This window comes from Echinicola sediminis (assembly GCF_054777495.1).
This window is the reverse complement of sequence record NZ_BAAHAP010000014.1, coordinates 26,338-41,544: the sequence shown is the minus strand read 5'-3', so window position 1 is coordinate 41,544 and position 15,207 is coordinate 26,338. Positions and strand designations below refer to the sequence as shown.

Sequence of the window (15,207 nt, the reverse complement as noted above, 5' to 3'; positions counted from 1 at the left end):
TGTAAAACTTATTTTATCCTCGACACTTTAGCGGTTTCCAGCCTTTTCTCCACCTTCAAAAAGAACTCCTCCAATGTTTTCAATAGCGTTTTTCAGCTTCCGCTCAGTTCTATTGACTTTATAAAAAAGTTCCCGGTTTTTATTTTCTTTTCTGACCAATAAAAGAGTGGCCGAAATAAAGTGCTCAAAACTTTCATAATAACTGGGATGGCAATAAAAATCCCCTATCACAATCGCCCCTTGGGGAAGCAGTTCCTGCTCCTTAGTTTTCTTCTCTCCCTGGGGGACTCTTGCTTCCCAGGCAAAAGCCAACAGGTCCGTACCGCTGCAAACGGTATAAACATTCTGATTCCTGCCGAGATTGTTCATGGCCATCTCCATAAATTCCCAACGGGTCATATGAAACTGAACAGGCTCAAAATTCAACAGGTCTTCCAACGAATTCTTCTTAATACTTAGCCCTTTTAGCCTACCAGGCCCTACATCATTCGTGCTAAAATACTGCAGGCCTTTTTCCCTCCCCTTTTCCCGCTCTTTGAACGTGGAGCTTCCTCCTTTTAAAGCTGCCCAAAAACCCTTGTGTTTGAACAGGTATTTTCTTCTAATCCAAAACAGATCGACCGACATGGGCCGGTACCCCATCTTCAGTAATAGGCGGTGGTATAATTTTCTGACAAAACGTTTGAAAAAGAAGGATCGATTTTCGGTTACCGTTAAACTATATACCGTATCGCTGTCAGTGGTCCACATTTCCTTATAAGAGTCCCAGCCGGGAGTCAAATCAAAAGTTTCCACCTGCTCATTTACCAACAATTCCCCCAACAGATAAAAATGGAGCATTCCGGGAGAAAATTTAGAATGGACAGGTGAATAAGTATTGATCCCCTGTAAATGCACCCATTTTTTACCTGCCAAAGCGACCATGGAGGCCAAAATCTCATTTCGGATCTTAAGCACCGTAACATGCAACAGCTCTTTTTCAAACAGCTCCCTATAAAAATTGGACTTGGCGGGATTGTCTCTAAATTGGTTTTTATTGAACATGGCTGCTTGCCTAAAGTCAAATTGCTTTTCTATCTCCCCCAGCACTTCTTCAAACTGCTCCTTGCCGTGGATACGGACAAAACTGAAGCCCTTGTTTCTTTTAAGCTTGCCAAGCTTGCTTTTATACTGCCCTTTTGGCGTGAGTATCTCGGAAATTTTTGGAGAGCGGCTGTGCATTAAGGGACGCATAAAAGGCTGTATCACACATCTTTTTTTCCATTTTTTTTCCTGATCCACCCAATTAAGCAATTCCCTGCTGGTCACATACCGAAAAACAATGCTGCACTTAGGAAAGGTGTCCATCAAACGCTCAAACGCCTTTTTGATAAATACGTCTTGCCTTCCCCCGCGGGCAAGCCATACCTGATACTCCGCTTCATAGCCTCCTGCTCCAAAGAGCTTGACCTTTCCTCCTTTCTCCATCTCCTCTTTGGAAACGGCCATGGAAAGCAAACCTGAAAGCCTGCCTTCAAGGTCCATTTCCATTACCATCACCGGCAGATTCTCCTCTTTAAACACAGCATACCAAGACTTTACATAAAAACAGCTTTGAAACACTGTCGCCCAATTGCATCCCGCATAGAGATCTTCCCATGCAGCCATGAATTCAGGATTTTCCAAAAGGGAAAACACCTCATCCCCCAATAAAACCTGGACTTCTTCGGCAGGCACTTTTTTGTTGTTCTCTATGGGACCTATTTCTGGCTCAAAATCAACGGTTCTCATATTGGGTTCATCAAAATTTTGACTAATTTCTTTTATATCCATTAATGGTTAGATCGCTTGAACAGATCATCACTTTCCTTTTGACAGACAGTTCTCCTTTCCCTCTTGTTTTTTTTGAGTTCTAGTCTTTTCATCACTTATATGGTTCACCTATTTTTCCCGTATCCGACGCCCAAAATGCCGGAAATCATCCACGAAAACGGTAAGAAGGATACTCATAAAGCCCAAAATCTCTTTAAAAAACCCTTCAAAAATGCTGGTTCACTCACCTCAAGCCTGTTTTCAAAACTTCAAAAATCCACAACACTTGCCCGAGGCCCTTACCAGACCATACTGAAATTTTAGAAATGTAATATCGAAAAAGTTAGGTAAACAAAAAAGTAAAAATACATTTTTTTGTTTTTTAAATATATTTATATGCATTTTAAAAACATGCCGGTAATAATATCATAACCTTCAGGTCATACACCCTGTTTATCCCGCCCATAACATCTTATTTTCATAATAAGCCGTTCATCATCAGTTAATTTACCATGTCTAAATTGCTTAAAAACAGGAAAAGCTTTGAAGACACAATTCAAAACAATCGTCATTTCAGATATCCACTTAGGCACCAAAGGCTCCAAGGCAAAGGAAGTCGTGAGGTTTCTTAAGAAATACAGGTGTGAAAACCTGATTTTAAACGGGGACATCATCGATGGGTGGCAGCTGAAAAAGTCTGGGGTCTGGAGGAGGAAACATACCCGTTTTTTTAACAGAATCCTGAAGATGATAGACCATTACAATACCAAAGTCTATTATCTGCGCGGAAACCATGACGATTTTTTGGACCAGATCCTTCCATTGGAAATCGGGAACCTTTCCATTCAAAAAGACCTGATTTATGAATCCAATGGTAAAAAATACTTTGTGCTTCATGGAGATATTTTTGACAGCATCACCACAAACCTTAGATGGATAGCCTATTTGGGGGATATTGGCTACACTTTTCTGCTGTGGCTAAACAGCGCGGTGAACCATTACCGAAGAAAAAAAGGACTGCCCTATTTTTCCCTTTCCCAGTACATAAAGGGCAAGGTCAAATCTGCGGTAACCTACATCGACAAATACGAAGAGGAACTCACCAAAATAGCCCGGGCAAAGGGCTGTGACGGCATCATATGCGGGCATATTCACAAAGCCGAATCAAGGATCATCGACGGCATAGAGTACCACAATTCAGGGGATTGGGTAGAAACAATGAGTGCTTTGGCGGAAGATTATGATGGCAACTGGCAGTTGATCTATTATAACGAAATTGACTTTGGAAAACCTGAGCTGGAGGAGAACAAGGTCATTCCGCTCCCGGCTGCCAACTCACCTTTTGCCGCGGTTTCATTCAACAAACCCGATGATGATCTAGAACTTCCTCCATTTCGCTTCTAAGCTATGAAATTTATCTTTATTGTACAGGGAGAAGGACGTGGGCACATGACCCAGGCCATTTCACTTTATCGGACCTTAAAGGAATTGGGACATGAAGTCCCCCATGTGCTGATCGGAAAAAGCCAAAGAAGATCCCTTCCGGATTTTGTAAAAAGAAACCTGACCACTCATATCAGCCAATTTGAAAGCCCTAATTTTGTCACCGACAAAAAGGAAAAGTCCATTAATATTTTTAAAACTATCTTCTCCAATTCCTTAAAATGCGGTCAATTCTACCAAAGCCTCAAAACCATTGACCAAGTGGTCAAAAAGCATCAACCCGATATCATCATCAACTTTTACGACAACCTTGCTGGCCTTTACCACTTTTTTTACCGTCCACAAGCTAAGTTCTGGGCGATCGGGCATCAATACCTTATTTACCACCCTGAGTTCCCCTTTGCCCCCAATCAGCCCTTACAGCAGGTTCTATTTAAACTGAATACCTGGCTGACCGCACTTGGAGCAGACCAATTACTGGCCTTGTCCTTTCGGCCACTGCCCGAACATACGAACAAAAGACTGGCCGTAGTTCCTCCCCTATTACGGCCAGAGATAAAACACCTACACCAAAGTAGTGAAGATTTTATCCTTACCTATATCGTCAACCCCGGATATGCGGATGAAATAATCTCCCTATGCAAAAAGCAGCCTAACATCAAAATCGAAGCCTTTTGGGACAAAAAGGATGCTCCTGACACCTATACCCCGCTTCCTAACATCACTTTTCACCAGATCAACGACCGCCTGTTCTTGGAAAAAATGGCCGGCTGTAGAGGCTTACTGTGCACAGCCGGTTTCGAGTCGGTCTGTGAAGCAATGTACTTGGGCAAGCAGGTGATGATGGTTCCGGTGAAAGGACAGTATGAGCAGGCCTGCAACGCCTTGGATGCCGTAAACGCTGAGGCCGGTATTTCAGGGACTTGTTTTGATATTGAAGGATTCGATTCATGGTTAAAAACCACCCCTCAAAAAGAGCTCACTTTCCCCAAATGGCAGGCCCAGTTTTCGGCCAAAATTTCTAAAATCATCCATGAATCCCAAGAAGAAACCGTTTATGAGTTAGGCTTCGAAACTGAATTTTACGCTTGATAATCCCATCTCTTTTTCACAATTTGATACTTGGTCGAGAAAAAAATTTAAAAAAACTTCTTTTAAAAAAACGCGTTTTCTTGCAGGGAAATCGTTTTCGGTAAAATAATCTGAATCAGTTTAAAAAGCTTAATCGTTTCAGGGGTATTGTTTTTTGTAAAAACTCGTAAATTGGAGTCTTGGACCTGAATTTAATTCCATGAATATAGAGAGATTAAGACTTAAAGAAGATCATGAAAGGGTCAAACATTGGAAGAAATGGGGACCCTACTTAACAGAGAGACAATGGGGCACCGTACGGGAAGACTACAGTGCCGATGGATCTGCCTGGGAAAATGTCACCCACGAAGATGCCAAAAGTAAAGCCTATAGATGGGGAGAAGAGGGAATAGCAGGATTCAGCGATCACAAACAAAAGCTATGTTTGTCCTGGGCCTTTTGGAACGGAAAAGACCCAATGATCAAGGAAAGGCTTTTTGGTTTGACCGGCAACCAAGGGAATCACGGTGAAGATGTCAAGGAGTTGTACTACTACCTTGACAGCACTCCTTCACACAGCTATATGAAAATGCTCTACAAGTATCCTCAGAACGAATTCCCTTACAAGGATCTTGAGGAAGAAAATGCCAAAAGGAGCAAAAGCGATCCCGAGTATGAACTCATTGACACCGGGATATTCGATGATGATGCTTATTTTGACATTTTTGTAGAATATGCAAAAAATGACTTTGAAGACATCGTCTCCAGAGCTACCATACATAACCGAGGGAAAGAGGACGCCACGATTTGGGTGATGCCAACTGTCTGGTTCAGAAAAACCTGGTTTACAGGACATGAGCCTTTCATTCCCAAACTTTCAAAAAAATCAGAGAACAGGATTTTGGCTTTTTCCCCAAAATCAGGGAATTACCATTTTCACTTTGAAGGCACGCCCGAACTGCTGTTTTGTGACAATGAGACCAACCGGGAAAAGCTTTACAATATTGGCAATCAGAAGAAATTCTTAAAAGATGCCATCAACGATTATGTGATCCACGGAGATACCAAACACCTGAATCCGGAAAATTTCGGCACCAAGGCGGCGGCACTCTACCAACTTACTGTCCCTGCAGGTAAATCCATCCAAGTCTCCTTTAGGATGAGACGGAAAGCCTCCCCTATTAACATGGAGGAATGCGATGAAATCATCCAGAACAGGCTTCATGATGCCAATGAATTCTACGAGGGGATGCAGGCACATATCCATGACGAGGAGCTGAAAAGCATCCAGCGTCAGGCCTATGCGGGAATGATGTGGGGAAAGCAGTTTTATTATTACAATGTGGAGCGGTGGCTGGAAGGAGACCCCGGAAGATATGTCCCACCAATAGAAAGGAAAAAAGGAAGGAACCACAACTGGCGGCACCTTCAAAATTATGATATTATTTCCATGCCAGACAAATGGGAATACCCTTGGTATGCTGCATGGGACCTGGCTTTCCACTGCATCCCGCTGGCCAGGCTCGACCCAGTTTTTGCAAAGGAGCAGCTCCTGTTGCTCTTGAGTGAATGGTACATGCACCCCAATGGACAGATGCCTGCCTATGAATGGAATTTCAATGATGTAAACCCTCCGATACATGCCTATGCGATTCAAAAAGTCTATCAAATAGACAAAAGCATGAATGACGGTAAGGGAGACCATGAGTTCCTGGAAAGGTGTTTGCACAAATTGATGCTCAACTTTACCTGGTGGGTCAACCAGAAAGACAGCGATGGCCAAAACATCTTTGAAGGAGGCTTCCTCGGGCTGGATAATGTCAGTCTCTTTGACAGAAGCCATGTGGATAGGTTTGGTGCAAAACTCGAACAGGCGGATGCTACATCATGGATGGCGATGTTTTGCCTGAATATGCTTAGGATCTCCTTGGACCTGTGCGAATTCAACAAGGTATACCAATATACCGCCACCAAGTTCCTGGAACACTTCCTATACATTGCCGGGGCCATGAACAATATTTCCGGCCAAAACATCAGCCTTTGGGATGATGAAGATGATTTCTTCTACGATGTGCTCCACATCGATGATATGGACCCTCAACGGATGAAGGTAAGGTCCATCGTAGGAATTATCCCTTTATTTGCCGTAGAGCCTATCAGGGAGGAAATGTACGAGAACCTCACGGAATTCAAGAAGCGGCTGGACTTTTTCCTGAAAGAAAAGCCCAAGTTGGCCTCCTTGGTGTCCAACTGGATAGAACCCGGTAAAGACAAAAGGCACTTGTTTTCTTTGCTGAGGGGCTACCGTATGAAGAGCTTGCTCAACAAACTTCTTGATCCCAATGAATTCCTATCGGATTACGGTATTCGATCGGTATCCAAATACCATAAAGATCATCCTTATTCGATGAAGCTCAATGGAGAGAAGCATACCGTTAAATATACCCCTGGAGAATCCAATACCCGGATGTTTGGGGGCAATTCCAACTGGAGAGGGCCAATATGGTTTCCGATCAACTGGCTGATCATGGAGTCACTGAAAAAGTTCAACGATTACTACGGTGGTGATTTCCCGATTGAATACCCTACGGGATCCGGAAAATTTGCTTCTTTGGACATTATCGCCAAAGAACTTTCCCTAAGGAACATTGAAATCTTCACAAGAAACAAGGAAGGAAAACGACCGGTCTTCGGTGATAATGAAAAGATGCAAAATGACCCCCACTTCAGGGACTACATTTTGTTTTTCGAGTATTTCCACGGAGACAACGGCAAAGGCCTCGGAGCGTCCCACCAAACCGGATGGACGGGGCTAGTGGCTGAAATGATCCATAAATATTATCCAAGAGAAGAAGTGGTACAGGATGAAGTTGTTACCCTATTTAGAAGCTAACCGCCTTGAAGCGGGCTGTGATGAAGTAGGAAGGGGCTGCCTATGTGGCCCCGTGGTGGCTGCTGCGGTAATACTTCCGCATGATTATGCCAACGAACTCATCAACGATTCGAAAAAGCTTTCAAAAGGAAACCGGGAATCCTTGGTCCAAGAGATCAAGGAAAATGCACTCGCTTGGGCCATTGCAGAGGCTTCCGTTGAGGAAATTGACGAAATCAACATCTTAAATGCCTCCTTTTTGGCCATGAGCAGGTCCATCAGTGCCTTACAAAAAAAGCCGGAACATCTTTTGATCGATGGCAATAGGTTTAAAAGCGAGTTGGAGATCCCTTTTAGCTGTATTGTAAAAGGCGATGGGAAATACGCCAGTATTGCGGCCGCTTCTATTCTGGCCAAAGTATACCGGGATAAGTTAATGGAAGCACACGCCAAAGAATACCCGGGCTATGGCTGGGAAAAAAATGCGGGCTATCCAACCAAACAACACCGAACAGGCATCGCTGAATTGGGCACTACCCCTCTTCACCGAAAATCCTTCAAACTTCTTCCTGATCAGATGGAAATAGCATTTTAACGATAAGTACACAAAATCCCGGTAAGTCAATTTACCGGGATTTTTCTACTACAATAGCATTCTTTTGTTACTTTTCGGCTCCCATCTCCACAACCAGCTCTCCTCCTTTTAGGATATCTTCATGCATCAAGAACTGGCTACTATAAGGCTCGCCATTGAATGTCACACTTTGGATATAGATATTTTCCGAGGAATTGTTTTTCACGGTCAGTTTTAAAGTCTTGCCATTATCCATTCTAATGACCGCTTTATCGACCGTAGGGCTGCCCCAAACGTACTTTCCACCTGCAGGATTCACCGGATAAAAACCCAGGGAAGACAAGACCAGCCAGGCCGACATTTGCCCCACATCCTCATTGCCACTCAAACCATCCGGATCATTGGCATATAGCTCATTCAAAATATACCTGACCTTGTCAGCGGTTTTGTATTGTTGGTCCACGTACCCGTACATATAAGTCACATGATGGCTTGGTTCATTGCCCTGGGCATACTGACCGATCAAACCGGTAATGTCATTGGAAGCTTCCTCTCCCATATCACCTTCTGCCACAAACAAATCATCCAGTTTGGCAATAAACGCTTCTTTTCCTCCCAGCAATTCGATCAACCCTTCCACGTCCTGAGGTACCAGGAAGGTATACTGCCAAGCATTTCCTTCCGTAAAATCCCCTTTCATATGAACAGAGGTAAAGGGGCTAAAAGGCGTTCTCCACTCCGTATCGGAAATTCTTCCCCGCATAAAACCAACCTCAGGGTCAAAGTAGTTCTTGTAGTTTTGCCCCCTTTTTGCAAAATACGCATAATCTTCCTGCTTGCCCATGGCCTTGGCCATCTGGGCAATGCTCCAATCGGAAAGTGCATATTCCAAGCCCTTGGAAACATTTTCCACCTCATGGTCTGCAGGGATATACCCTAATTCCTTTACCTTATCAAGGCCAAACTCATCCCTCATCGCCGTGGTTTTTACCGCCTCAAAGGCCAGCTCAGCATCCATTGGAATCCCCTTCAGGTAGGCATCTACGATGATAGGAACTGCACTGTAGCCCGGCATGGTATTGGTTTCATTGCCCATCAGGTGCCAGACAGGAAGTTTTCCTTGTTGCTCATAAATCTTCAACATGGACTTGACCATATCTTCCATCCTGTCCTGCTGGTAAATGGTGTATAGCGGACTGCAACCGCGATAGATATCCCACAGCGAGAAAGTGGTCAGGTTGGTAAAGGACTTGTCATTCCTGACTTCCCCATCAGTGCCACGGTAATCACCATTCACATCATTGAAAATTGATGGGGCGATCATGGTATGGTAAAGGGCAGAATAGAATTTGATCATTTCATCCTGATCCTTCATTTCCACTTGGATCTTGTTGAGTTCGTGGTTCCATTTTGCCTTGGCATCAGCCACCACTTGATCAAAATCCCAATGGGGAATTTCTGCCTGAAGATTTTCCAGGGCATTCTCCTCACTCACCGGGGAAATCCCCACTTTAAGTAGTACTTTCTCCCCCTCTGTTGTACCGAAGCCCATCAAAGCTTTTACCCTTTTTCCGGTAATTTCGTCTCCCTCTTTCTTTTCATTTAAGTCATAAAGCTCCAAGGACTGGATAGGCTTGGAAACAATAGCCTTAAAATATATTTTCTGGTCTTCCGCCCAGCCTTTGGAAAACCTATAGCCTGACAAAGTAGTATCGTTTTCCAATCGGATATGCGTTTCCGTCGACACGTCCCAGCCAATCCCCTGCTTCAGGTTAAATAGGATCTTGGCTTCTTCACTTTCAGGAAAAGTATATTGGTGGAAACCCGCCCTTTCTGTGGCTGTCAGTTCCGCATAAATATCATACCTGTCCAGTTTGACGGCATAATAACCTGGCTCCACCTTTTCCTCCTGGTGTGAAAAATAGGAAAAATAACCGGTTTCTGGCTGCTCGGGCTTTCCTTTCGTCACCATGGTCTCTCCCACCAGTGGCATCACCAAAACATCCCCCAAGTCACCAATGCCCGTTCCACTCAGATGGGTATGTGCAAAACCGATAATGGTGGAATCGGAGTAATGATAGCCGGAGCACCAATCCCAGCCCTCTGTCAGGTTGGTCGGTCCAAGCTGCACCCCTCCAAAGGGCACATTAGCCCCCACAAAGACATGGCCATGGCCTCCCGAACCGATATAGGGGTTGACGTATTGTACAAGATTTACTTCCTTTGTTGTGGTATCCTGTTGCTCATCAGTCTCCTGATTACAGGCAAATGCCAACATCCCCAAAACGGGCAATACCATTCGTTTCATGCTTGTTTTTATCATTTTAATGGGTACTTCTTTTTCTAAATTATTTTCTCACCAACCAATCAGAGGGCACCGGTTTCCTCTCCCCATCCCCGTCAATATACTCCAATGTCAGGGAGTAGCCACCACCACCTTCTATAAAGGCCAATTTGAATGGGTGTAAACCCGCTTCCAAAGCGACCTGTCCGCTCACTTCCCTCGAAGGATGAAATCCGTCATTATCGACTACTTCTCTGTCCCCAATGTACAGCTTACTCCCATCATCACTGGTAAGGATAAAATCATATATTTTCTTTTCGGGGACACGGATATAACCGGTAAATACCACCCCAAATGAACCCTTGCCGAGATCCTTTGGAATCTCCAATTCATTGACCAAGCGTACCTCATCCGGATGGTGTTCTTCCATCAAGGCAGTCTGCTTGAAAGTCCCCTTATGAAAGGCCATTGAAAGCCCTGTAGTCAATTTCTCCTCGCCCAACTCTACCGGAGAGAGGTAAGTGGTCTTTCGAAAAGGCATGGTATAGATATCCCCACGGTTTCCCGATGGCCCGAAAGCGGCAATCTTAAAATCAGTATCTTCCTCCACCTTTAAAGGCTTATCCAAAATAGGATCATCCAGTTCAGGATCGGATCCATCCGTAGTATATCGGATTTCCAGAAAATCCACCGGAGCACTCAGGGATAATGTTCCCGTTCCCACAAACATGCTCATATCCGTGATCCCTTCGAGGTCAGGAAGGCGATAATTGATTTCTTCCTTCTGCATCCATGCCATATGCGCTGCCAGCCTTTCCATATAGCCTTCAAAATCCTTTGGATCAGACCACAGACGTTCCGCCAATGCCGTCATTCGAGGCATGTACATATAATCCGCCCGAGCTTCTGATGGGATATATTCTGTCCAGATATTGGCTTGACCACCTATTACCTTTTCCGCCTGTTCTTCTGTAAAATCCTCCGGAACGATCATCGTCGTATACACATTTCTCAGCGAGGTTTTGTCAGGAGCATAATCAAAATACAAGCCCCCTCCTACTGGTGACATAATCACGTCATTGCCGTTTTCCACTGCTTTTAGAGGGGCATCTTTTACCCAACTCCTCCAATACATCACATGGGCTGTAGGGCTGATTCCCCCTGCCAAAGCATCATCCCATACAATCAACTGCTTGCCTTTGGACTTCACATAGGCCTCCATATGATTCACGAAAAAACTTTGCAATTCATCTACATTATCGATTCCATTTTCCTTCATCCAATCCTCGCACATTTCGGTCTCCCAAAACTCCCGCTCCACCTCGTCTGCTCCGATATGGACGTATTGACTGGGAAACAAAGCCATGATCTCGTCCAATACCTTTTCTGCAAATTCATACGTAGGCTCCTGACACGGGTTCAAAGGACTGGAAAACACCTTTCCCCATGCCGTCTTTTGATCTCCGGTCAAATAAGGATAAGCCCGGATCGCAGCATTCATATGCCCCGGCATATCAATTTCGGGGACCACCTCTATGTGCTGCTTGGCTGCGTAGTCAATGATGTCCTTCATTTCCTCTTGGGTATAAAAACCGCCATAAACCGTTTCTCCTCCCTCTTCTTTGATATTCCAAGGGTCGATCACAAAATCAGGATTGGTCTTGGCCCGCTCCATGCATACGGAATCGTGGTTATTAAAAGTCCTCCAGGCTCCAATCTCCGTGAGCTTGGGAAATTGCTTGATTTCTATCCTCCAGCCTTGGTCATCGGTAAGATGCAAATGCAACTTATTGAAATGGTACCGGGCCATACGATCGATAAACTTTTTCAGGTAATCCGCGGTAAAGAAATGTCTGGATACATCAATGTGCATTCCCCGCCATTCATATTTAGGAGCGTCCTGAATCGTTACCGTCGGAATCTGTACGGACCCCAGTTTCTCTCCTTCCAAATTTACCGGAATCAACTGCCCAAAGGTCTGGACTCCTCTAAAGAATCCTGCCTTACTACCGGCCTTTATCATTACTTTTTCAGTGCCTACCTCCAGCACATAGCCTTCCGTCTCCTTAACCGATGAATCGTACTTTAACTGAATCTCACCTCCATCCTTATCAGGTGATGATAAATTGGGTTCCCCCAACAATTCCTCCAGATAAGCGAGCTCATCAGACACGTCCAAGTCACCTCCTTCTGCCGAAACCTTGGTTTCGGAAGTCAAGTGAAAATACCCTTCCAAACGGGTTATCTGCTGAGGGTAGGGAATAATGGGTAAATCCCCCGAAACCTCCTGTTTTTGCGCAGTTTCACAGGCCACCAGCAGCAAAGCTGATGACACAATGAGCATTGTTTTTTTTAACATGAACAACTATTGATTATGCCCCGGCTAGGGCTATATGTACAAACTTAAATAAGCTTAATCAACTACTTGGAAACAGTGAAACTCCCCTCCAGTCGAATATCCCTGGAGGAAGCCCCCACCATCACCTTAAAATCACCGGGCTCCACCACCCAGTCCATCTTCGCGTCCAATACCTGCAAATCTTCAGCACCCAAGGTAAAGCGCACTGTTTTGCTTTCTCCGGCAGGAATGGCTACGCGCTCAAAACGCTTCAACTGTAAAACCGGAGAAACAGTGGAACTTACCAGGTCCTTCAGATACAGCTGTACCACTTCCTCACCATCTCGCTCGCTGTTATTTTTTACCGTCATGGACACCTCCACCTCTGGGCTTTCCTGCGTTCCTTTACTGCTGATTTCCAATCCTTCATAGCTGAAATCCGAATAACTCAAACCATGCCCAAAAGCATAAAGCGGCTCGGCACTTCCCTCTACGTAATCGTGTCTTTTGGGATTTTTGTAATTGTAGAAAACCGGTAGCTGGCCTACAGATTTTGGCACCGAAATGGTCAATCTACCGGCAGGGTTATAATCGCCGAACAATACATCGGCAATGGCATTGCCTCCCTCCTGTCCGGGATACCAGGCATCCAAAATGGCTGGAATATGCTCATCCGCCCAATTCAGGTTCAAAGGCCTTCCTTTGATCAAAACCAGCACCACCGGGGTCCCCGTTTTTTCAATCTCCTTTAATAATTTCAGCTGATCTCCCAGCAGTTCCAATGTCATCCGGTCAAATCCCTCTCCGCTCTCCATATCACTGATCAGCTCCCCTTCTTTGGCATCACTCACCTTGGCAGCTGCGGTTTCTTCATATTCGGTATCAAAGTCCCTGGCACTGGATCCCCCCAGAACCACCACGGCCACATCGGCCTGAGCAGCTAAAGCTGCCGCTTCCTTGACCTGACTTTGGGTAGTGTCCCGAATCGCACAGCCTTTGACATAATCCACCTGCACGGTCTTGCCCACCTTATTCTGGATTCCCTCCAGTACCGTTATCACATTGCTGTCCGGTTGGGGAGCTGTATAATCCCCCAACTGGTTATAGGTATTGTCCGCATTGGGGCCAATTACCGCAACTCTTTTCAGGGATTTGCTGAGAGGCAAAACAGCTTCTTCATTCTTTAATAGAACGACGGACTTTCTGGCTACCTCCCTGGCCAATGCCACATGGCTTTCAGAACGGACTGTTTTTTCGGCTGCTTTAGGATCAACGTAAGGGTTTTCAAAAAGCCCCATTTCAAACTTCACCTTAAGCACCCTGGCCACCGCCTGATCCAACACCGCTTCATCAACTTCTCCGGCTTTCATCGCGGCCAACAAATATTTATCAAAACCGTATCCTCCCAGGTCACTATCCACCCCCGCATTGATGGCCAAGCGGGCCGCATCCTGGTTGGTTACTGCTACATGATGACTCCCCTTCAAACCGCTGATGCTTCCCAGATCGGAAACCACAAAGCCCTCAAAACCCCAGTCATCTCTCAAGACATCGTTTAACAAGTGTCCATTGGAGGTACAAGGAACCCCATCGATCGAATTATAGGCGGTCATCACCGACAAAGCCCCCGCCTCCACGGCTGCTTTGAAAGGAGGCAAATAACTTTGTTGCAGTTCCCTTGCCCCCACACTCACACTGGTGCCATTATGCCCTCCTTCAGGGACACCATAGGCCGTAAAATGCTTAAGCGTGGAGATCACATTTTTGCCGCTTCCTATGCCCTCACCTTGAAAACCTTTCACCATGGCAATACCCATCTGACTGTTGACATAGGGATCTTCTCCGTAAGTCTCTTCCACACGCGACCACCTTGGCTCTCTGGCCAAATCCAAAACCGGACCATAACCAATATGCCCCCCTTGCAACCTTGCCTCTAGTGCTATGGCAGAGGCCATCTTTTGGATCAATTCCGGATCCCAGGTACTGGCCTGCCCTACAGATGTCGGAAAAACGGTCGTCCCTATGGCCATATGGCCATGTGGACACTCTTCTGCCAACATCATGGGAATGCCTAGACGGGTATTTTCCATCACATACTTTTGCATGGCGTTGGTGGCCTCAGCGGCCTGTCTTGGAGAAAGCCCGGTCACCAATGTTTTCTGTGTCCAAGGATCGGCCCGTAAAGTAGCCCAAAGCATTCCTATATGGCGGCTTTGCACGGCCTCTTCAAAAGCAGCACTGACTTTCACGCCTTTTCCTGTTTTTTCGTACATCTCCCAGCCCAACAAGGTGGACAGCTGGCCTACCTTTTCTTCCAATGTCATCCTTCCCAACAAATCCTCCACCCTTTCTTCCACAGGCATATCGGCCCGTCTATAGGGCAGTTTATTCTTCTGTGCAAAGACACGATGCCCTACACTGAGAAACAACACTAGCGCAAGAAATAGGTACGTTATTCGAAAGGATCGGATCGGGGTAATCATAGCCACAAATTATAGGTTTAAAACGTTGTCACTGCTTATTCAATGCCCTATTTAGCTATTTTTTTAATTAAGTAAAATCTTAATATTAAAAATATTCCCAAAACTATCCGTTTTTATAAAACCGAAGACAAAACGAAAGAAAACAAAACCACCTATTCGAAGAATTTCAGAAAACAACATCTCGATAACACCTTTAATAAATAGCTAAAACGATTATGCCACCAACTATTCGTTCGCACCAAGCTAGGGCACATCGGCTGTTCCACATTTGCAATGCGGAACTAAAAAGATAGCAGAAATTTATAATTCTCCTATATAGCCAAAAGTTAAGCATTCCCTATCCCAAAACAA

At 45.1% G+C, this 15,207-nt stretch carries 8 protein-coding genes; 4 read left to right on the top strand and 4 right to left on the bottom strand.

The genetic code is table 11. The features are described 5' to 3' along the window. Positions 1-27: 27 nt before the first annotated feature. Positions 28-1,812 carry a GNAT family N-acetyltransferase gene (locus tag ACYVAA_RS05535; RefSeq protein ID WP_460539306.1) on the bottom strand — a complete coding sequence of 595 codons (1,785 nt, stop codon included), beginning with the start codon at positions 1,810-1,812 and terminating at the stop codon, positions 28-30. 522 nt (positions 1,813-2,334) lie between these two features. Between ACYVAA_RS05535 and ACYVAA_RS05530 the strand changes: the two genes are divergently transcribed. The 4 genes from ACYVAA_RS05530 (at position 2,335) to ACYVAA_RS05515 (ending at position 7,772) form a co-directional block, all read left to right on the top strand. Next, entirely contained in the window at positions 2,335-3,195 is an 861-nt protein-coding gene (locus ACYVAA_RS05530; protein WP_460539304.1) for a UDP-2,3-diacylglucosamine diphosphatase, read from the top strand. 3 nt (positions 3,196-3,198) lie between these two features. Then, positions 3,199-4,326 carry a glycosyltransferase family protein gene (locus ACYVAA_RS05525; protein WP_460539302.1) on the top strand — a complete coding sequence of 376 codons (1,128 nt, stop codon included), beginning with the start codon at positions 3,199-3,201 and terminating at the stop codon, positions 4,324-4,326. 199 nt (positions 4,327-4,525) lie between these two features. Next, positions 4,526-7,198 carry a glucosidase family protein gene (locus ACYVAA_RS05520; protein ID WP_460539300.1) on the top strand — a complete coding sequence of 891 codons (2,673 nt, stop codon included), beginning with the start codon at positions 4,526-4,528 and terminating at the stop codon, positions 7,196-7,198. Further along, on the top strand, positions 7,170-7,772 hold the full coding sequence (locus ACYVAA_RS05515; RefSeq protein WP_460539298.1) for a ribonuclease HII: 603 nt from the start codon (positions 7,170-7,172) through the stop codon (positions 7,770-7,772). Before ACYVAA_RS05520 ends, ACYVAA_RS05515 begins: the two co-directional genes overlap by 29 nt. A 67-nt stretch (positions 7,773-7,839) precedes the next feature. On the opposite strand, the gene ACYVAA_RS05510 is transcribed toward ACYVAA_RS05515, so the two are convergent. The 3 genes from ACYVAA_RS05510 to ACYVAA_RS05500 form a co-directional block, all read right to left on the bottom strand. Further along, complete coding sequence (locus ACYVAA_RS05510) at positions 7,840-10,059, bottom strand: GH92 family glycosyl hydrolase (RefSeq protein ID WP_460539296.1); 2,220 nt, start codon at positions 10,057-10,059, stop codon at positions 7,840-7,842. 40 nt (positions 10,060-10,099) lie between these two features. Then, positions 10,100-12,394: a family 20 glycosylhydrolase gene (locus ACYVAA_RS05505; protein ID WP_460539293.1), complete on the bottom strand. Its 2,295-nt coding sequence runs from the start codon at positions 12,392-12,394 to the stop codon at positions 10,100-10,102. A 62-nt stretch (positions 12,395-12,456) separates the two neighbouring features. Continuing rightward, a complete protein-coding gene (locus ACYVAA_RS05500; protein WP_460539291.1) occupies positions 12,457-14,856 on the bottom strand; it encodes a glycoside hydrolase family 3 N-terminal domain-containing protein in 2,400 nt (799 codons plus the stop codon). Positions 14,857-15,207 lie beyond the last annotated feature (351 nt).